Below are 20,285 nucleotides of genomic sequence, written 5' to 3'. Positions count from 1 at the left end.
ACGTACGCGACGTATGTCAAATGATTTGAGGAGTGCCTGATGGTTCGTCGAAACCGTGCCGAAATGATCGAAGATACCCGTGCCAGGTTGCTTGCGGCCGGCCGCGAGGCCTTTACGCGGCTGGGTTACGCCCAGGCGTCGATGGACGATTTCACGGCTGGAGCCGGACTGACGCGGGGGGCGCTTTATCACCACTTCGGTGACAAAAAAGGCTTGCTGGCGGCGGTGGTGGAGCAGATCGACGCCGAGATGGAGGCGCGCCTCTCGGCGATTTCCGATGCCGCGCCCGATCAATGGGAAGGTTTTTGGGGACGCTGCCGGGCGTTTCTGCAAATGGCCCAGGAAAAAGATATTCAGCGCATCGTCTTACAGGAAGCGCCCGCCGTGCTTGGGGCGGTGTCGGTGGAAGAGCAACAGCATTGCATCGCTTCGATGCGCGACATTCTGCGACGCTTGCAACTCAAGGGCGTGGTGCGCGAGTTGGACGCGGAGGCGTTGGCACGCCTGGTTTACGGTGCGCTGACCGAGGCTTCGCTGTGGATTGCGAGGGCCGAAGAGGGGACCGAACGCCTGACCCAGTCACTGCAGACACTGGAGTTGATGTTGCAAGGGGTTCGTGTCGATCCCGACCGCTAACGGGCGGTACTGCCAGAACCGATCCTCTCGATGTGACGCAAGGTCACTCGAGAGAGAAAACACTTCCCTGACCTCCGTCATCAGGCTGACAAGTCTGTCGGCCCTTCGCCAAACCCTTCGCTCATTTGCCTGACGGCCGTCACTGCCGAGTACGACTGTGGGTGAGTCGATAGAGCAATTGCGCTGCTGCACCCCGAGGGGTGATTGTTTTAACGAAAGTTCTGGAGTTTATTCGGCGGGCGAAGTATGAGCGCGCGCGAACATTATTGGGCGAGTGCGGAAACAAATTTAGTTACATATTGGAAATAAAAAGAAATATTTGTTTTTTAGCGAAAATGAGATTTTGTGCTTCTGCGTAATGTAATAATTTGAAATAACTACAGATTGGACAATAATCCTGCTCGCCATTAACTTCGCCGCGACTTCGAAGTTCACTAAGTTGTATGAAAAGTGTGGAAATCACGATGTCGATGCCGCGGGCTTTAATGCTCGATTTTGTACCGAATAGTTAAACTAGCCGCTTCGTTAATCGAGCGTTTTGTTGCAGTAAATATTTGGTCGATAGCCTCGTTGTTAAAGGTGGCAGGACAATTTAGTTGCTCTCTTAGTCTTTTGCGTCGAACTTTGATAAGGAATATCAGGCATGACGAAAGCTCCCATCCAAGGTGTCCTACCGGTCGCCATTCTTCCCTACAACATTGACCTTTCTCTGGACACTTCGGCCCTGCGTCTGCAAATCGAACACATCTTGCACACGGGGTGCGACGGCGTGGTCATCGGGCAGATTTCCGAGGTCTCGCGCCTGACGGCCGGCGAGCGTTTCAAACTCGCAGAATTGATCGCTGAACAAACCGGTGATAAGGGCCTGGCAATCATGAGCACGGGGGGTGAAAGTATCGCCCAGGCCGTGGAATATTCGCGCCAGGCCGAGCAGGCTGGTTGTGATGCACTGCTGGTCATGCACCCGTCAATGTGGGCGCTCGATGACGAACAGATGTATGTGTATTTCGCCAATGTGATCGAAAGCGTGCGCATTCCGGTGCTGGTGCATCATGCCAAGTCGCTGGCCAAACGGCCGATGTCGATCGCGGTTCAGGCGCGCTTGCTCGAGACCTTCGGCCCGCAAAAAGTGCAGTTCAAGCCGGAGTCTGCACCAACCGCCCCGAAAGTGTCGCTGCTGCGTGACGCGACTGCGGGTCAGGCACGTATTTTCGAAGGCGACGGCGGCATGATGCTCGTCGACACCTATCAACGCGGGCTGGCGGGCGTGATTCCGGCCACGGAAATCGCCGAGATCACCGTGGCGCTGTGGAACGCATTGAAAGTTGGCGATGACAAACTCGCCAGAGCCATCGGCTACCCGCTGTCCTATTTGATGTGCCATATGATGGCCAGTATCGACTGTTACTTGCAGTTGTCGAAGCACCTGCTCAAACGTCGTCGATTGATGAGTAACACATTGATCCGCCCACCAGTGGATTTCAGCATGGACCCGGAAACCCTTCGCGAAGTCGAAAAGGTTTATGACCAATTACTTGAATTCGTCACCCAGTAATAAGGAAGTTACTCATGAAGCGTTTTGGTTTTTCCATTCAGTTGACCAGTAAAGAAGCCGTTGAGTTGTATAAGAAGTTGCATCGTCAAGTGCCGGAGCAAATTGCCGGCGACCACGGTGTACTTCGCGAAATTGGTCTGCAACGCATGTCGATTTACCTGTTGCCGCCGAACACATTGTTCATGCAGGTTGAAGCCCACGAGCAATTCGACCCGCTGCGTGACTTCAGCCATGCCTTGTCTTTCCACCCGGCGGTGCAGGCATGGGATGACCAGATGCACGGCGAACAGAATCCGCTGTTGAAGCGTATTGCCGGTAACGACACCGAACTCAACTGGTGGCGTCTGGAGCAGGTCTACGACTGGACCGTCGATACGGCAGGCAACCAAAAATGACCGATCGGAGACAGTCATTCGCGTTAATGGATTGCACCTTCCGTGACGGCGGGTTCCAGACCGACTGGCGGTTTTCCGATGCCATGGCCCGGCAGTACTTCGGTACTTGCCTGGCCACCGGCGTGGACATCGTCGAACTGGGTTACCTGAACCTCGATCCGGGTGCCACTACCTCATATACCGGTTCTTACAAGGCGTTGCCCGAGTCTCTGACGGCGCAGCAACGCGAACTGATCAACCCCGGCGCGATGAAAGTGACGGTGATGATCGACGCCGGGCAAATCGTCGGACAATCGCCACAGGCGGCTGCCCGGCTGATAGTGGCGGCCGTTCGGCGCACACCGTTCCGCATTGATATTTTGCGCATCGCCGCCAAGAGCAATGAGGTGCAAGCGAGTCTGGCGCTGGCGCAGGCGCTGGCCGGGCATGGACTGGAAGTGATGCTCAATCTGATGCAGATCGGTGAGTTGCCGGCGGATGAGCTGGCGCGGATCCTGCGCCGTCTCGACGGCGAGCCGCTTGCCGCGCTGTATTTTGCCGACAGTTTCGGGCGCCTGTTGCCGGATCAGGTTCACCGCTTGTTCCGGCAGGCGGCAGAGATGACGGCTTTGCCACTGGGCTTTCACGCCCATGACAACTACGGGCTGGCCGTGGCGAACACGCACGCAGCGCTCGGGGCAGGGGCCAGGTTTGCCGACGGCACCTTCGCCGGTTTGGGCCGGGGTGCAGGGAACGCGCCTACCGAGACCCTGGCACTGCTCAAGTCTGAAGCGCACGCAATGGACGCCTGCGAGCGTTTTCTGGCCGAGCATATCGAGCCGTTGCGAGCGGTGGCGAACTGGGGGTATTCACCGACCTATCGCTGCCAGGCGCGCCACAATGTTCATCCGACTTATGCGCAGAAACTGTTCGAAGGCGCGCCACTGACGTGCCTCGAACGCAACGACATCATCGGCAGGATTGCCGGGCATGTCGGCTCGCACAAATTCGATCTGAACATTCTCAACCAATACACGTGAGCACAGGACAGGCTTATGACCACGTTCAAGCTTGGCGATGTGATGGCGGGCAAGAAGCTGGTGTTCTTCGATTGCGACGGCGTATTGCTCGACTCCAATGGCGTGAAGCTGGCGGCTGTCGATCATGCGCTGGCGCATTATCCGCAGGCGCTGCGCGACCGCTGCAAGGAAAGCTTCAGGCTCAACTTCGGGCGTGCGCGACACTGGCACTTCGAGGCGTTCGAGCGCCTGATCGCCCCTCGCGGGCCGGCCGCCAGAGACTTCGTGGCCGCGAGCATTGCACGTTATGAAGACTACTTGCGCAGCCATTACCGCTGTTCTGCGGTGGTCGCCGGAGCACCGCAGTTATTGGCGTTGCTGCAAGAGCAGGGCGTGACCTGTTTCGTAGTGAGCGGCGGCAAGGAAGAGGAAATTACCGAGGCGTTGGGTGTCAGTGGGATTGATCGCTACATGGCGCGCATTATCGGTTCGCCGACCGCCAAGATAGCCGCGATCAACGCCTTGCTCGAACAGCATGATTGCGCGGCAGCGCAGGCAGTGTTTCTCGGCGACGCGATCGCTGATGCCGAGGCCGCCATCGCCTGCAAAGTGCCTTTCATCTTTGTCAGCGGTCATGCCCTGGTTGACCGTTCTACCCTGAGTGCCCGATGGCCTGCGGGTCATTGGGCGGTTGAGGTGCCTGATCTGCGGCCGGACAACCCGGTTGTGCATTTCGGTGCAGCCTGTCAGACAGTCAAGGAGGATTATTGAATATGAACACCCGCAAACCGTTAAGGATCGCCATCACTGGCGTCAGTCGAGGATTGGGCAAAGCCCTGAGTCATGCGCTGGCTTCGCGCGGGCATCAGGTCTACGGATGCCAGTTGGCCGTTGACGCAACAACCGGCGCACAGGGCAATCCGGTGCTGTTCAACGCGTCGGTCACCGAGCCAGGCGAGATGCAGCAGTTCGCCCACGCGGTCGGTCGCGAAGGCCCGGTGGACATCGTTGTCTGCAACGCCGGCGTGATCACCGAGCGCAAGCCGGCATGGGAAATCGCCGTGGAAGACTGGCAGCGCGTAATGGACGTCAACGTGCTCGGCGTGGTGAATACCCTGCACGCGTTCCTGCCTGCGATGCTCGACCGCCGGCAGGGTCTGTTTATCGCCATCAGTTCGGGCTGGGGACGCTCGGCCTCCTGGGGCCTGGGCCCGTACTGTGCCAGCAAATTCGCGGTTGAAGGGCTGATCGGCTCGCTCATCGCCGACATGCCCGAAGGGGTGGGCGCCGTTGCCCTCGATCCGGGCAATGGGGTGAACACCCAGATGCTGTCCATGTGTCTGCCGGATGAACACGAGCAATACATCTCGCCAGAAAACTGGGCAGAACATGCGGCCGATTACATCGTCGAGCATCTGTATCGGAAGAACATTTCCGGCAGCTGCACGGTTCCGCATCCAGGCCTCTGACGGCCGGCTTCTTACAGGTACGTAGATCATGCTGAACAAAAAACGGGTTGTTGTAACCGGTGGCGGTCGCGATTTCGGCCAGGCCGTGTCGGTCTGGCTGGCGCGTGAAGGTGCTCATGTCGATCTGTGTGCGCGCCAATTGGCCAGCGCCCAGGCAACGTGCGAGATCATTCAGGGCGAGGGCGGTTCTGCCCGCGCCTACCAGTGTGATATCGCCGACGCGGCATCGGTACGCGCCTTCGCCCAGAGCCTGCAGGCAGACGAGCGTCCGATCGACATCCTTGTGCTCAGTGCGGCGCAGTGGCTCGAAGGGATGCTGGGCGAGGCTGACAGCGACGAAGAAATCACCTCGACCATCAACTCCGGCCTGACCGGCTCGATCACCCTGACCCGGGCGCTGTTACCGAGCCTGCGGCGCTCGGATGCAGCTGACATCATGGCAATGGTGTCGGTCTGTGGCGTCCCGCAATTCACCCAGTCCATCGCCCACCCGGCGTTCTTTGCCGCCAAGCATGGCCTGAGCGGTTTTTGCCAGAACATGGCGCATCATCTGGCCAGCGAGCAGATCCGCGTTACCGGGTTCTATCCGCCGGATTTTGAAGTGACCGGGCTGGATGAAACGGTCGACCCTCGCGGCAAGTTGCTCAACGGCCGTTCGATCTGGGAAACCATGCGCTTCGTGCTGACCCAGCCGCGCAGCTGTCACATCGACGCGGTGCATTTCCGCGGCCCGACCCGAGAGAGCCTGCAATGATGCGCATGGCCCCAGCGCGCAGGCAGGCAGCGACGGGTTATCGCCTGGCCGTCGATGACGCGCAACTGCAGCAGACGATGCCAGCCAACATCGCCGCCGGCTTTTTTGCAGCGCACTGCCACCCGGCGGCGTTCTACGATAAATGCGTGCAGCATCTGGCGGTCAGCAGCCTGGCCCCGGATCTGGCGTTCGATGGACGGCAACTGGCTTCACTCAATCAGTTGCCGGCCGACGACGGGCGCGGCTGGGTGGTGCGCCCGGCAGTGTCGCCGTGCTCGCGGGGCTCGGCGGTGCTGGTGTGGGGCGAGGGCATCAGTGCCAGCGAGGCGGCTGCACTGTTGCGCGAGTCGCCGGGGCCGTTCCAGATTCATGTGCACGAACAGGGTTACCCGGTATTCATCAACGGTGTGTTCGACGCTGGCCGGTTCGAGGTCAGTGATGTCTGGCGCTGCCACACCCAGGACCTGGACGGGCGACGGCACCTCACCGCCGTCACCAGCCTGAGCCTGGCGGCATTACCCGTCGAGCTGGTACCGCGCCTGGCAACGCTGGCCAGTCAATTGGGTCTGGTGCACGGGCCGTTGCACGCCGAAGTGCTGATCACACCCGCCGGCCCGCGCCTGGTCAAGCTGTCGCCACGCCTGGCGAGCACCCCCTTGCCAGAGCTGTGCCGTCTGGGTGGCTGGCCCAGCCAGGAGGAGGTGTGGCAACAATGGCCGGGGCATCGGCAGGCAACTCAGTCGCCGGCAGCGGCGGTGGCGGATTACTCGTTTCTGATTACCCGCCCAGGGCGCATCAAGGCCCTGCGCTTCGATCACGAAGTCCGTGCGCTGGCGAGTTTCAGTCACTACTTCGCCGAGCCGGTGCTGGGGCAGGACGTGGCGATGACCACCGACGGCACCACTTACGGCTGTACGGTGTTTTTACGCAATCCTGACGCCGCCGCGCTCGACGAAGACATCGCCAGGCTTCAGGCGCTCAACCGCCAGGGTGCCTTTGAGTTCGAGTAACGCTTAGCCGAACCGGCAATACCTATAAAAAACGCCCAGGGGCTGTCGTCGTGCGATGACCTTCCTGCGGCCTCGCTCAGCCTGAAATTCTGTAGAAAGGGAGTTCACATGAGTTTTGCAACCGATTTGACCAGAAGCCCTTGCAAGCAAAAAATCCATGACGTGGTGGGCATCGGTTTCGGCCCCTCGAACATTTCACTCGCCATTGCCTTGCTGGAAATGGCCCCTGAACTGGAGGTCGCTTTCGTCGACAGTGCGCCCGGCTTCGGTTGGCACAAGGGCATGCTGTTCAAGAACGCGACCATGCAGGTGTCCTTTCTCAAGGATCTTGCCAGTTTTCGCAATCCGCGCAGCCATTTCACCTTCGTCAATTACTTGCACACCAAGGGGCGTATCGCTGCGTTCTCGAATAAAAAAGACTTCTTTCCGGGGCGCCTGGAGTTCCACGATTACCTGAGCTGGTGCGCGGCAGAGTTCAGCGATCAGGTGTTCTACGGCCACCGAGTGGTCAATATCAGTGAAGGTGGTGTGGACGGCGACGGTTCACCGTTGTTCAGGGTCGAGATGCAGGTCGGCGACACCACGACTTCGCTACTCGCGCGTTCGCTGGTGCATTCGCTGGGCCTTGAGCCACAGTTGCCGGGTAACGTTCAGGCCGGTGAGCGCATCACCCACGTTCATCACTTGCTGGCGCACCTGCAAGACACACCGCTGAAACCCGACGGCCACTGCGTTGTGGTGGGCGGAGGGCAGAGCGCGGCTGAAGCGGTGGAATATCTGCTGGAGACGCATCCGGCAATGCGCGTGACGGCGATCATGGCGCGCTACGGTTATACGCCGGCCGATGACAGCCCGTTCGTCAACGAAATCTTCAATGCCGACGTGGTCGATGATTTCCATGCGGCCGCGCCGCATGTACGCAAACATATTCTGCGCACGCACGCATCCACCAATTACTCCGCGGTGGACATGGCGCTGATCGAAAAGCTCTACCGCAACTGGTATGACGATGAGGTCAGCGGCCAGCAGCGCCTGGTGCTCGAACGCATGAGCCGGCTGCAGTCGGCGCAGGTCCAGGACACGCAGGTGCAGGTGACGTTTGCCCGGCAGATGAGTAACGAGGTGCAGACCCTCGCTTGCGATTACCTGGTGTGCGCCACGGGGTTTCGGCCACGTAGCATTGCCAGCGTGTTGAGCCCGGCACTGGCGGCCCGGTTGATCCGCGATGAGGGCATGACCCGCGTTTCGCGTCATTACCGCCTGGCCTTTCAGGGCGACGCCGCGCCGCTGCTGTACTCCACCGGCGTTGCCGAGGATTCCCATGGGCTGAGCGCCACGCTGATTTCCAACATGGCCATTCGGGCCGGAGAGATCGTTGACGACCTCAAAGTCGCGCTGAAGCGGAGGCACTATGAGCAAGCCATTTGATGTGATCATCGTCGGTGCCGGCATCATCGGGGCGACGTGCTTCCAGGTCCTGAGCCAGGCCGGCCAGCGCTGTCTGTTGCTTGATGACAGGCAACTGGGCAGCGGCGTGACAGGGGCGTCCGGTTGCATCGTGCGGGTGGCGCACGCCTCGTTGCAGGCGACCCGTGCTGCAGCGCAGGGTTACCACTTTTACCGGCGTCTGGCACAGGACTCCCAAGGCCAGGTGCCCTTTGCGCAGACCGGTTATCTGCACTTCGCCGAGCCGCATGCCCTGGCGCAAATGCAAGGCTGGCTCGAGCAGGAAGACATTGAAGCGCAACTGCTCGATGCTGCGGCCCTGGCAAAGCGTTATCCGGACTTGCCGATCGCCGCCGGGCAGGCCTTGTTCGAACCCCGGTCTGGCTATATGGAAGCCAGGCCAACGCTGCACTATCTGGTGCGCTCGGCCATCGAGCAGGGCGGCGTGTACCACGATGCGGTGCAGGTTCAGGCGATCCGCGTCGACGCTGCGAGCCGGCGGGCTGTCGGTGTACTGACCTCCAATGGCAATTACGACGCGACCCGGGTCATCGTCGCGATGGGCAATGGCACCAGCGAGTTTCTCATCCGCCAGTTCGGTCATTCGTTCGGCCTCTGGAACCAGCACATCCAGGTCACCCGCTTCAAGGGCGCGGCCGCGCTGCCGACGGCGCCCTGTTTCATCGACGACACCCACCAGCTCAACGGGCGCTGGTGCCCGCTGACCGGGGGCTTCTATGTCGGTTACCCCACCGGGCAGCGAGTGCCGGCCAGTCAGGGCTATGCGGCGCTGGACCAGCGTCACGCGCAATTGACCCGCGAGCTGGGCCAATCCCGGTTCCCCTGGTTGCAGACGGCGTCGGTGGCCGGCGCGTTATGTCACAGCGACTGCTACAGCGAACAACCGATCGGATTGATTGGCGAGCAACCCGGCCTGCCAGGCGGCGTACTGGTGGCCTCCGGCTTCAGTGGCGGTGGTTTCAAGATGGCCCCTTACGTCGCCATGCAACTGGCCGACGCCATTACTCAGGGATAGAGAGACAGCACAATGAAAAAGATCAATATGTTTTCCCCGGCCAAGCGTTTCTACAACGTTGATTCGCGCGTCGTCGAGTTGCCGGGAACCGCGCTCAATCTGATGGGCTGCACATTGGCCCCGGGCCAGGAAAGCCAGCCGCACAACCATTTCGAAGATGAACTGTTCATCTTCACCGAAGGGCACGGTCTGGTCCGGACCGCGCAGGAAACCCTTGAGGTCAACGCCGGCGATGCGGTGCATTGCGCGCGATTCGAGTCGCACACCATCCGCAACCTGAGTGATCGCCAGCCGCTGCACTTTCACTCGCTGTATTGGGACGCGGGACAGTTGCAACCGAGCGAAGCGGAGCCACCTGTGGACACCCTGATTTTTTCCACGCCGCCCACGCCCAACGGGGATTTGCATCTGGGCCACCTGTCGGGGCCCTACATCGCCGGCGATGTGCTCAAGCGCGTGCTGAGCAACAGCGACGCCAAGGTCTTTTATGGCAGTGGCCGTGACGACAATCAGACGTACGTGCTGACGTGCGCAGCCAAGGAAAACACCTCGCCCAAGGCCTGCGCCGACCATTATGCCCAGGCGATTCGCGAGACCTGGCAGGGCTTTGGCATCGACATGGACCTGTTCATCACACCGGACAACCAAGGCGAATACGCTGACTTTGCGCATCATTACTTGCAGCGCCTGCACGATCAGGGCCTGATTTACGCCAAGGACACCCCGGTGTTCGTCGATGACCAGGGCAATGCGCTGCACGAAGCCTTTCTCAACGGCGGCTGCCCGCACTGTGGCGAAAGCAGCGACGGTAATGCCTGCGAAGCCTGCGGCCAGCCGAACCAATGCACCGACCTGACCCAGCCACGGGTCAAACGCGACGGTCGCCAGCCACAGTTGCGCATTGAGACACGCTTGTTTTTCCGCCTGAGTGCCTTTGCTGACGATCTGTCCAAGTACGTGCAGACAGCGAACATGCCGGCGCACGTCTATCAGCTCTGTCACACCATGTTGACCCAGGGGCTGCCGGATATCTGCATCAGCCATCGCAGTGACTGGGGCATTCGCCACCGCTTGCCGTCGATGCAGGATCAGGTGATGTACGTCTGGTTCGAAATGGCCTTCGGGTATCTTTGGGGAGCCAGTGATCTGCCGGTCGCCGGTGCCGATCGCTTCGCCAGAGCGGCCCATTGCTATTCGGGCAGCATGGACATCGTTCACTGCTATGGCTTCGACAACGCTTACTACCACACGCTGTTGTTCCCGGCGGTCTATCTGGCGCTGGGCCTGACGCCACCGCGCCACCATGTGGTCAACGAACTGCTGGACCTCGACGGAAGCAAATTTTCCACCAGCCGTCGCCACCTCATCTGGGGCAAGGATTTTCTCGCCGAAACCGGCAGCGACTACGCGCGCATGGCCTTGATGCTTACCCGTCCTGAAGGCATGCGCAGCAATTTCACCGTGACCCGGATCTGCGCCCGGATCAATGAGTTGTTCCCGGAAAAACTGAGTGCCTGGATGCAGCGTCTGCAAGCACGCCTGGCCGAGCACGGCGGCAAGATCCCCGAGCCTGGTGCCTGGCTGAGTGACCAGAAAAACTACCATGACGAGCTGCGCCAATGGATCGAGGGCTACCGGCAAGCAGCCTCGACGTCGACCTTTTCGCCACTGCGGATGGCCGAGCAGGTCGCGCAGGTCATCGACCGGGTCTCGCGTTTCAGTGCCGCGCAGGATTATCTGCTGAGTGCACCCGGGCAACCGCTGTCCAACCATGCCCGCACGTCGTTGGCATTGCAGGCGCTGACCGCACGTTGGCTGGCCTATGCCACCCATCCGTTGATGCCGGGCCTCAGCGAGCAATTGACTGACCTGCTCAATCTGGCCGAGCGCGAGTGCGATCCACAACAGGCGAGTGCATTCTTCGCCGCAGGCCATGCGCCGGCGCTGCATCTACGGCTTGAACTGCCGCGATTGTCGGCAGAAGCCTTGGCGCGACTGATGCCGGGCCAGACTGGATGAGCCGCGTCATTGCACCACGGCCGGTCGGTATCGTCGGCCCGCTCACCGGGCCGCGTGCGGCCTACGGCGAGTGGTTGCGCCGGGCGGCGCAGGGTAGTGCGCTGCCATTGGTGTGGGCGGACGATGCGGCCGATCCGGTTGCTGCGGTCGATGCGGCGCATCGTCTGTTGGCCGCCGGTGCCGAGGTGGTCATCGGCCATTTCAACAGCGAATGTGCCCGGGCGGCGGGGGCGCTTTACCGCGCCGCCGGGGTTCCATTGCTGCTGCCGGCAGCCACTGCCGCTGATCTGTGCCAGAGCGTGGGGGCATTCCGCCTGTGCGCCAGCGAGGCGCGCCAGGTGATCGTCATGCGCGATTATCTGATGCGCCATTCTCTGCGCATCGCCGACATCTGGAGCGACGGTTCGGCCTACGGCGAACGTCTGGCGGCGGCGTTACGCCCGCACTCGACGCCCGCCACAGCAGAGGTGGCCATCTGCGCGTTGATGGGCTCGCATGTCGCGGTCGCAGGCGAGATCCGTCGACGTGCACGGCCGGGAGCGCTTTACCTGGTGCCCGACGATTGCGTGGTCGACGAGTTCGACGCACTGCTTGCCGGCACCGGGGCGAGCACCTTGTGCCCGCATGCCACCCCGGATTTTGGCCAGTGCGTGGGCCTGGCGCTGGAGCTTGTCGCGGCTGCCTTTTCACGTGGCGAGCCAGTGGCCGCGTACCTGGACAGGCACGCCGATTTTGTTCACCGACAATACCGACCCGCCGACTACACGCTGGTCCGGCGTCAATACCCCGCACTCTGCGAAAACGATACAAGGACGTAATCATGGCTCTGCAATTTTCTGGCGCTGCGCCTGGACTGCCCGGCATCGGCGAGGGCGCTATGGCCCCCGACGATCTCGACCTCATGTTGGCGGCATTGCGCCAGGCCTTGACCCGACCACGGGGAGCGCTGGCCGCGCCCGCCGAGGCGGAACAGATTGCCGAGGCCGCCGAACGAGCGATGGGGCAGTCGATCTGTGAGGCCGGGATTGGTCTGTCTCAAGCGCTTGATGTGTATGCCGGTCTGCTCAGCCAGCAAGGCGTTGCCACTGACCATCCGGGTTATCTGGCCTACATCGGGGCTGCGCCGACCCCGGCCGCCGCGTTGATGGACGGCTTGCTGTCGGCCAGCGGCATGATCGGTTCGGGATGGCTCGGCGGGGCGGGGCTGATCTGGGCGGAAAACCAGGCATTGCGCTGGCTGTCCGATCTGGCCGGTCTGCCGGCCGCCGCCTCAGGCTGTTTTGTCAGCGGCGGCACCGCCGGCAATTTTTCCGCATTGGTGGCGGCGCGGCAGCGTTATCGAGATCGCGTGGGCATGCGTCCGGGGCTGTTGCTGGTGGCGGACGGTGCCCACTCGTCAATCATCGTCAGTGCCCGCTTACTCGATCTGCACGTCGTGGTTGTCGCCTCCGATGAGACGGGCCGTCTGACGGCGACGGCGTTGGCGCGCACGTTGGCAGAGCTTGAAGCCGACGGTCGACTGCAACAGGTGGTGGCGGTGGTGGCGGTGGCCGGTTCGACCAATGCGGGGCTGATCGACGACCTGGCCGGGGTCGGCCAACTCGCCCGACGGCACGGCATCTGGTTCCATGTCGATGCGGCCTACGGCGGCGCGTTTCTGTGCGTCCCGAGTGTGCGAGCGACATTTGCCGGCATCGAACTGGCCGACTCGCTGATCATCGACCCACACAAGGGCCTGTTCGTGCCGTATGACTGTTGTGCGCTGCTCTATGCCAATCCGGGCCCGGTCACAGCGGCGTTTACCCAGGACGCGTCGTATCTGGAGCAGATCAACCAATCGCAGCAATGCAATCCGATGCACTACGCCTTTCACCTGTCGCGCCGGGCGCGGGGCGTGCCGCTGTGGTTTTCGCTGGCGGTGTATGGCAGCGGCGCCTACCGGCACACCCTGGAGCAAATACTCGACCTGAGTGACCGTCTGCGCACGCGAATTGCCTGTCATCCAAGGCTGACGCTGATTCCGGCGTGCGGGTTGAGTGTGATCCTGTTCCGGCGCGAGGGCTGGCAGGCGCGCGATTACGATGACTGGGCGCAGCGCTGTCTGCGTGATGGCATTGCGCTGGTGGTGCCTTCAAGCTGGCAAGGCGAAACGGTGATGCGCCTCTGCATCATGAACACCCGGCTGGATGAGCAACGCTGCGAGGCGTTACTCGCCGACCTGTGAAAGCGGTCGAGGTGAACAGGTCGAACATTGCATTGATGGCGTCAATAACAACCATTAACTCAATGAAGTTCTCATATGAAGAGCGCAGCGTAAGATCGGCTCCACACCCAACCACTGCAACGGAGCACATGATCATGAAACGGCAAACCCTGCTTGGCATCGCTTTCTCGCTTTTCGCACTGAACGCGTTCGCCGCTACCGAAACCGATCCACTGTTCAGCGATGCGGTAGCCGCTGCGACACAAACCGACCCGCTGTTCAGCGATGCCGTCGCCGCCGATGGTTCGGATCATCTGCAGGGCAACCGGGTAGCGGAAGGTGGCGCAGACCGTCTGCTCGAACGCCGCTCGAATGTCTGAGTCGATCGCTGTAACCAACAAAACCCGGCCTCAACAACCGGGTTTTTTTACGCCTGCTCGCGCCACCTATGGCTTCTAGCGGGGAACGTGTCTTAAACAGCAGGCGACGGGACGCCCGTGCGGGTCTGATGGCGCCGTCCGGTTAATCGCTGGTGTCCATGTTGACCATGGTAGCCATGAGCGTCGGGTATTGGCCGGCCTGCTGTTTGCCGATGTACTTCATGGCTGAGCGCAGGTCCTTGTTGCCTTCGACCCGACCCTCTCGTGTGTGATCCTTCATCGACTGCCCGTAAGTCTTGTCGCGTGACATCGCCATCAAGCCATTGACGACAATGTCATTGTCGTCGTGCTTGTGCTTTGACGTCTCTTGACTGGGGTAAGGGAAGTGCCAGAACACCGGTGTGTTATCCAACAGAATGTCGTTCAAAAACGGACTGCAGGTGCCGCACGGTTGCCGCTCGGTATAAACCGCGTGGATCACGGTGCCATCGAGTGCCTGGGCCTGTGCGGGGGTCAGCCGGGCCAATCCCGCTGCGTTGCCCTGGCCGACCATCCAGTTGGGGATACTGAAGCGGTTTAACGACTGAACGCCGCGTATCGCGATCCACACTTGTTTTTCCGAGTGGCACGCGGCGCTCGGCTGCGTGATGATGAACGGGCCCGGAATGCCGCCGTTAAAGGGGTTGGGGACAGTAAAAAAGAAGGTCGCGTAATTGACCAGGGTGAAGTCGGCATTCGCCCCGCGCATGGCGCGCGCGGCCGCCGACCAAGGACTGTTGAGATACGCCTGCACCAGACTTGGGTATCCGTCATAACCGAGCCAAACCGAGTTGAAGGCCAAGGTGAATTCCTTTTCACTAACGGGTAACAGGGCACCATCGCTCCGCTCCAGCTAAGTCGAGGAATCTTGAGCTGTCAATCAGGCCCCTTCATTGCGAAAGGGTTGCCGACGTTTTCATTCGCCCACCGGTTGCCTAGGTACTCTCCGCCGGCTTCGCCAGCGCAATCCCCGCCGCCCCCAGTCGCTTGAGCACCTCGAACAGCAGATCGCTTTTGGTCACCCCGACAATCCTCGGGCTGGCGACGTACCCGGTCACCGTCAAGGTGATGCCGTCCGGCGTCAGCTTGCTGAAGCGCACAAACGGCGCCGGTTTTTCGAGGACGGTTTCGTTCTCGCAGTAGGCGTTGAGCAGCAGGTCCTTCACCTCTTCCGGGTCGATATCCAGCGGAAACACCAACTCCAGAGACGCCACGCCCTGGGCACTGCCACCGAGCGTGACGTTACGCAGGTTCTGCGAGATCAGTTGCGAGTTCGGCACGATCACGATCGAGCGGTCACTGAGCTGGATTTCCGTGGCGCGCACGTTGATGCGGCGGATATCGCCCTCGACGCCGCTGATGCTGATCAGATCGCCGACCTTCACCGGCCGCTCGGTCAGCAGAATCAGGCCCGACACGAAGTTCTTCACGATCTCCTGCAAACCGAAACCGATGCCCACCGACAGCGCACTGACGATCCACGCCAGGTTGGTCCACTTCACGCCCAGCGACGACAGGGTCAGCAGGATCACGAAGGCATAACCGATGTTGGAAAACAGCGTGCTCAGCGACGCACACATGCCGGGGTCCATGTCGGTCTTGGGCAGAAACTCGTTGTCGAGCCAGCGGCGCAGGGCGCGGATCAGCCAGATGCCGATCATCAGCGCCAGCACCGCGTTGAGCAAATGGCCGGGAACGATGTTCAGCTTGCGCAACCCGGCGCCGCCGAGAATCGCCATGATATTGCTCGCCAACTGCCCCAGCGTGGTGCCGATGCCGCCGACAAACAGCGCGATCACTGCCAGCAGCAACAGCCCGGCACGACTGAAACCGGACAACAGAATCGACATCTGATCGAGGCGTCGATCACCCACCCCGAGCAACTGTTTCAGCGCTTTGCCGCTGGCGTGTCTGGGCGAAAATACATGCTCGCAGGCGTCCTTGATCACCTGGATCAACAGGTAGAACCCGGACAGGACGATATACGACCACACCAATTCATAGGTGATGAACCGCGCCAGCGACACGTACCCGGTGAGCAGCGCCATCGCCGCCACGAAAATCGACAGACTGGCGACGGTGAATATCACACCGGAGAACGTGCTGCCCGCCGCCGATGCATCATTGGCGGCGATCATCGCCTTGCGTGCCTTGCTCACCTGCAACAGCATCGTCACCACAATCGCCAGCACCACCATGGCAATCACGCCGCGCCCGGCGAGCACAATCTGACTGCTCATGCCCGTGGCATTGCTGACTTGCACCAGCGTCACCAGCACCAGCAACGCGCAGGACAGAATCCGTGGGAACGGCTTCAGCGCCAGCGCCACCGGATCGGCAATCGCCGGCAGGCGCCACGACGGATGTTGCGTCGACAGCAAGGCTCGGCTCAGCCCGGTGATCAGCACGCAGGCATACACCACTTTTTCGAACTCATCGGAAAACGTCGCCAGCACCGGCGTCAGCGGCGCGTGGCGGGTGAGGGCGTAAAACAGCACATGCAGGGCGATGGCGGTGGTGGCAATGGTCGCAAGGGCTGAAGCGAACGCCAGCGCGCTGCGGCGCAGACGCCCCTCCGGCATGCGATGAATGCAGACCCAGGTCAGCCCGCGTTCGGCCAACCGCCTTCCGTACGTCCAGATCAGCAGCGCCAGCAACACCAACAGCACCGTATAAACGTGCTGCCCTGGCGCCCACACCCTGGCCCAGGTTTCTTCGATCTGCTGCACGAAAAAGCGCAGCCTTTGGCGATCATCCGGCGAAGGGTTGATCAGCGGCGACCAGAAATCCGGGTTCAGCACACTGTCCGTACCCAGGGTCAGCTCGCTCTCCAGCAGCGTGCGCCGGATACCGGCAATCTGCGTGATCAGATCCGCCGCACTCTGCTTCAACGCCGCGAGGCTCTTGAGCGTCGCATCGACCTTGTTCTTCTGCTCCGTCAGCGACGCCCGCTGCGCGATGATATCCGCCTGCTCCGAGGCGATTCCGGTATCCGGCGCCGCCCCCAACACCCCCAGTTGCACCGTCAGTTGCGCCTGCTGCGGCAACAACGCCGTCGACAACTTATCGACATCCAGAATGAATGCCTGCACGCGATCCTGCGGGCCCTCGAGCTGGTTGTAATTGTTCGCGGCAGAAATCTGCTGTTTCAGTGCATCAAGGCGTTGTTGCAGAGCTTGCAGATCACTCTGGGAAATCACCGGCAGCGGCGCGGCGGCGGTCGCCGACGGCGCCGGTAACTCTGCCGCCCACAGCCACGGACTGCCGGGGATGAGCAGGATCAGTACGGTCAACCACAAACACTGCAATGCGTTGCGCATGGGGGCGACGGGCTCGAATGGAACACACAGCCTATGAGGTTAGGTGATTGGGGGAGATGGGGAGGAAAAGTTTCACGGCAGAAGGTGGATCAGCTCGGGTTCAAGCGTGGTGCGGCTCGCGTCGAGCAAGGCAAGCGTGACCGGGAGTTTGAAGCGGCGGCGTCCGGCACTGCCGGGGTTCAGGTAGAGACAGTTTTCGCGCCATTCGATCAGCGGCTTGTGGGAGTGGCCGGTGATCACCAGTTTGATGGCGCTGGTGAGCAGGGCGGGCACGTCGGCGATGTCGTGGGTCAGCAGGGTTGGCCAGCCGTTGAGGTCGAAACTGAGGTGGTCGGGCAGGGCGGCGGCCCAGGGCAGGTCGAGGTCGTTGTTGCCGCGCACGGCGTGCAGTGGGGCAATGGCGGCGAGCTGGCTGAGGATTTCCGGGGCGCCGATGTCGCCGGCGTGGATGATCAGGTCGCTGCCCTCAAGGACGGCGAGGGCTTCGGGGCGCAGCAGGCCGTGGGTGTCGGAAATAATGGCGGTTTTCATGAGGGGGAGCGTAGCAGGCGCGGTTCGGTTTGGGTTGAGGGCCTGCGTTCGGGCAGACACACCGTGTTGCGCTGCGCTGACGATCTTTGGCGTCAGATCGACTCCGGCAGGCCTTGCTGCGCTTTGGCCCGGGCGATGGAAAACGCCTTCGGCAGGCTGGCGCCATTCTTCGCTGCAAGAATCTCGGCCATCACACTGACGGCGATTTCTGCCGGCGTCTTGCTGCCGATGTAGAGGCCGATCGGCCCGTGCAGACGTTCAAGTGACGCTTGAGTCTCACCAAAATGCTCGATCAGCCGTTCGCGGCGCAGCTGGCTGTTGCGCCGCGAGCCGATGGCGCCGATGTAGAACGCCGGGCTGTGGAGCGCTTCGAGCAGAGCCAGATCGTCGAGTTTGGGGTCATGGCTCAAGGCGACGATGCAGGTGCGCAGATCGACCGCGAAGTCGCGGACCACGTCATCGGGCATGCCGACGATACGTTCCACGCCGTCCACCGCCCAGGTCTCGATGTACTCGGGACGCGGATCGCACACCGCCACCTTGAACCCGTTGAACAACGCCATGGTTGCGAGGTACTCGGCCAGCGCCCCGGCACCGATCATGAGCATTCGATAGCCCGGCCCCAGGGTGTTGAGCATCTGCGCACCATCGAAGCTGAATTGTTCGGGCGTCGCCGTGGCTTCGAGCCTGACCTGGCCGGAGGCCAACGTCAGGCGCCGGCGAACCAGTTGCCCGGCGTCCAGTTGCACCAGCAATGCATCGAGTGACTGCCACGCCGGGTTGAATTCGAGGATCAGCTCAAGTGTGCCACCGCAGGGCAAGCCGAAGCGATGCGCCTCGTCGGCGCTGACGCCATAGCGCACCACTTGCGCTGCGCTGTCATTGAAAGCGTTGCCGCCGTGGGCCGTGGTATAGCGGTGGATCAGGTCATCCTCGATGCAGCCGCCGGACACGCTGCCCACCACACGACCGTCGTCGCGCAGGGCCATCATCGAACCTGTCGGGCGCGGTGAAGAACCCCAGGTGCGCGCCACCGTGGCGAGCAACACCCGCTCGCCGGCGGCGAGCCAGTCCCGCGCGGTGCGCAGGACCAGCAAGTCGATGCTTTCCATCAGCGTCTCCTCTTAGCGCATCTGCAGGATGATCGGGCTGCTGCTGGCCGGGTCGGTGTGCTCACGCAGTTTGCCAACTGCTTGCGCATCCACGGCACCGCCCTGATTGCCCCAAGTGGTGCGCATGAAGGTCAGCACGTCGGCGATCTGCTGATCCGACAATTGCTCACGGAAGGCCGGCATGCGATAGGCGTCCGGGACACCGGCCGCCACGACCCGCTGCGAACCGTTGAGGGTGATGTTGATCGCCGAGGCGCTTTCCCTGGCCAGTGCGGAGGTGGCACCGGCCAGTGGCGGCATCCATTCGGCCTGGCCCTTGCCGTCCAGGCCGTGGCACGAGGCGCAGCGTGTCACGTAGGTATGCGCACCGGGTGCGTCCAGACGCGTCGCAGCCGAAACCGCTTGATACTGCCAGGGCTGGCCGTCGCGCTGGGGATCGCCCGGCAACGACTTGAGGTAACGGGCAATCGCCGTCAGATCGTCGTCGGTCATGAACTGCGTGGAGTTGTTGAAGGCCTCGGTCATCGAACCGTAGACCACCGCGTGTTTATTGCGACCTGTCTTGAGGAACTGCACGATTTCCGCTTCGCTCCAGCGCCCAAGCCCAGTGTTGTGGTCATCGCGCAGGCTCGGTGCGTACCAGCCGTCGAGCAAGGCGCCGGCGAGGTACGGCTTGCCGGTCTCATCCAGTGCCTTCTCGTTGAACGCCAAGCCTCGGGGTGAATGGCAACTGCCGCAGTGCCCGGCGCCCTGGACGAGATACGCGCCGCGGTTCCACACCTCATCCTGCGAGGCTTTGGCCGCGTAAGGTTCGGCGTCGACAAACACACCGTTCCACAGTGCAATCGGCCAGCGCAGATTCAACGGAAAGGGAATTGCACTCGGGATGTTCGCCTGTTTCACCGGCGCCACGCCTTTCATGAAAAACGCATACAGCGCACGCACGTCGTCATCACTGAGCTTGGCGTAAGACGGGTAGGGCATCGCCGGATACAGACGGCGACTGTCGGGTGCCACGCCGTGGCGCACCGCTCGGTCGAAGTCTGCAAGGCTGTAGTGGCCGATGCCGGTTTCGGTGTCCGGGGTGATATTGGTTGCGTGGATTGAGCCCAGCGGCGTGGCCATTTCCAGGCCGCCGGCGAACGGCGCGCCGCCCGGCACGCTGTGACAGGCCACGCAATCGCTGAGCCGGGCGACGTATTCACCACGGGCGACCAGCGCCGGGTCGATGTCGGCCACGGCGATTTGATGGGTTTCAAGGCGCGAGACGGGCTCGCGTGTGACATACCAGGCCAGCAGGCCTGCCGCGACCAGGCACGGCACTGCCAGCCAGCCAGCGGTTCTTGCGAATCGGCTGTTATTCATGGACGCTCCGGCGCTGA

General features: G+C 61.8%; 19 protein-coding genes. 14 read left to right on the top strand and 5 right to left on the bottom strand.

Going from position 1 to position 20,285, the window contains the following annotated elements; all coding sequences use genetic code 11:
* The first annotated feature begins 39 nt into the window (after positions 1-39).
* The 14 genes from ACXX9E_RS21660 to ACXX9E_RS21595 all read left to right on the top strand — a co-directional run bounded on the left by ACXX9E_RS21660 (position 40) and on the right by ACXX9E_RS21595 (position 13,901).
* Positions 40-636, top strand: coding sequence for a TetR/AcrR family transcriptional regulator (locus ACXX9E_RS21660; RefSeq protein WP_222832701.1), 597 nt, complete (start codon positions 40-42; stop codon positions 634-636).
* 643 nt (positions 637-1,279) lie between these two features.
* A complete protein-coding gene (locus tag ACXX9E_RS21655; protein WP_458556156.1) occupies positions 1,280-2,191 on the top strand; it encodes a dihydrodipicolinate synthase family protein in 912 nt (303 codons plus the stop codon).
* A gap of 14 nt (positions 2,192-2,205) precedes the next feature.
* Entirely contained in the window at positions 2,206-2,586 is a 381-nt protein-coding gene (locus ACXX9E_RS21650) for an L-rhamnose mutarotase (protein WP_128616192.1), read from the top strand.
* Positions 2,583-3,605, top strand: coding sequence for a hydroxymethylglutaryl-CoA lyase-like TIM-barrel protein (locus ACXX9E_RS21645; protein WP_447808589.1), 1,023 nt, complete (start codon positions 2,583-2,585; stop codon positions 3,603-3,605). Before ACXX9E_RS21650 ends, ACXX9E_RS21645 begins: the two co-directional genes overlap by 4 nt.
* 15 nt (positions 3,606-3,620) lie before the next feature.
* Positions 3,621-4,355: an HAD family hydrolase gene (locus tag ACXX9E_RS21640; protein WP_123462901.1), complete on the top strand. Its 735-nt coding sequence runs from the start codon at positions 3,621-3,623 to the stop codon at positions 4,353-4,355.
* A gap of 2 nt (positions 4,356-4,357) precedes the next feature.
* Complete coding sequence (locus ACXX9E_RS21635; RefSeq protein ID WP_259741288.1) at positions 4,358-5,053, top strand: SDR family oxidoreductase; 696 nt, start codon at positions 4,358-4,360, stop codon at positions 5,051-5,053.
* A gap of 28 nt (positions 5,054-5,081) precedes the next feature.
* A complete protein-coding gene (locus tag ACXX9E_RS21630) occupies positions 5,082-5,807 on the top strand; it encodes an SDR family oxidoreductase (protein WP_123462906.1) in 726 nt (241 codons plus the stop codon).
* A complete protein-coding gene (locus ACXX9E_RS21625; protein ID WP_458556155.1) occupies positions 5,804-6,817 on the top strand; it encodes a hypothetical protein in 1,014 nt (337 codons plus the stop codon). The genes ACXX9E_RS21630 and ACXX9E_RS21625 overlap by 4 nt, the downstream gene beginning before the upstream one ends.
* 108 nt (positions 6,818-6,925) lie before the next feature.
* Positions 6,926-8,245, top strand: coding sequence for a lysine N(6)-hydroxylase/L-ornithine N(5)-oxygenase family protein (locus tag ACXX9E_RS21620; RefSeq protein WP_128616186.1), 1,320 nt, complete (start codon positions 6,926-6,928; stop codon positions 8,243-8,245).
* Positions 8,229-9,299 (top strand): NAD(P)/FAD-dependent oxidoreductase, encoded by a 1,071-nt coding sequence (locus ACXX9E_RS21615; RefSeq protein WP_458556154.1) that lies wholly within the window; start codon positions 8,229-8,231, stop codon positions 9,297-9,299. The genes ACXX9E_RS21620 and ACXX9E_RS21615 overlap by 17 nt, the downstream gene beginning before the upstream one ends.
* Before the next feature lie 12 nt (positions 9,300-9,311).
* Positions 9,312-11,318 carry a class I tRNA ligase family protein gene (locus ACXX9E_RS21610; protein ID WP_458556153.1) on the top strand — a complete coding sequence of 669 codons (2,007 nt, stop codon included), beginning with the start codon at positions 9,312-9,314 and terminating at the stop codon, positions 11,316-11,318.
* Positions 11,315-12,136: an ABC transporter substrate-binding protein gene (locus ACXX9E_RS21605; protein ID WP_186748162.1), complete on the top strand. Its 822-nt coding sequence runs from the start codon at positions 11,315-11,317 to the stop codon at positions 12,134-12,136. The genes ACXX9E_RS21610 and ACXX9E_RS21605 overlap by 4 nt, the downstream gene beginning before the upstream one ends.
* A 2-nt stretch (positions 12,137-12,138) precedes the next feature.
* A complete protein-coding gene (locus tag ACXX9E_RS21600) occupies positions 12,139-13,542 on the top strand; it encodes a pyridoxal phosphate-dependent decarboxylase family protein (RefSeq protein ID WP_458556152.1) in 1,404 nt (467 codons plus the stop codon).
* Positions 13,543-13,676: 134 nt separating this feature from the next.
* Positions 13,677-13,901, top strand: a complete 225-nt coding sequence (locus tag ACXX9E_RS21595; RefSeq protein ID WP_123462919.1) for a hypothetical protein — start codon at positions 13,677-13,679, stop codon at positions 13,899-13,901.
* A gap of 142 nt (positions 13,902-14,043) precedes the next feature.
* Here ACXX9E_RS21595 and ACXX9E_RS21590 read toward each other — a convergent pair whose 3' ends face one another.
* From ACXX9E_RS21590 to ACXX9E_RS21570, 5 genes are all read right to left on the bottom strand, one after another.
* Positions 14,044-14,742 carry a hypothetical protein gene (locus tag ACXX9E_RS21590; RefSeq protein ID WP_123462921.1) on the bottom strand — a complete coding sequence of 233 codons (699 nt, stop codon included), beginning with the start codon at positions 14,740-14,742 and terminating at the stop codon, positions 14,044-14,046.
* Positions 14,743-14,875: 133 nt separating this feature from the next.
* Entirely contained in the window at positions 14,876-17,260 is a 2,385-nt protein-coding gene (locus ACXX9E_RS21585; protein WP_458556151.1) for a DUF3772 domain-containing protein, read from the bottom strand.
* Positions 17,261-17,332: 72 nt separating this feature from the next.
* The gene (locus tag ACXX9E_RS21580; protein WP_458556150.1) at positions 17,333-17,791 is read right to left on the bottom strand and encodes a metallophosphoesterase family protein; all 459 of its coding nucleotides are present in this window, start codon (positions 17,789-17,791) and stop codon (positions 17,333-17,335) included.
* 92 nt (positions 17,792-17,883) lie between these two features.
* On the bottom strand, positions 17,884-18,903 hold the full coding sequence (locus ACXX9E_RS21575) for an XdhC family protein (protein ID WP_458556149.1): 1,020 nt from the start codon (positions 18,901-18,903) through the stop codon (positions 17,884-17,886).
* A 12-nt stretch (positions 18,904-18,915) separates the two neighbouring features.
* Complete coding sequence (locus ACXX9E_RS21570) at positions 18,916-20,268, bottom strand: c-type cytochrome (RefSeq protein ID WP_267800814.1); 1,353 nt, start codon at positions 20,266-20,268, stop codon at positions 18,916-18,918.
* Between the last annotated feature and the right edge of the window lie 17 nt (positions 20,269-20,285).

Source organism: Pseudomonas sp. GNP014 (assembly GCF_054344005.1).
The sequence above is the reverse complement of the archived record's forward strand: the minus strand, read 5'-3'. Positions and strand labels throughout refer to the sequence as shown.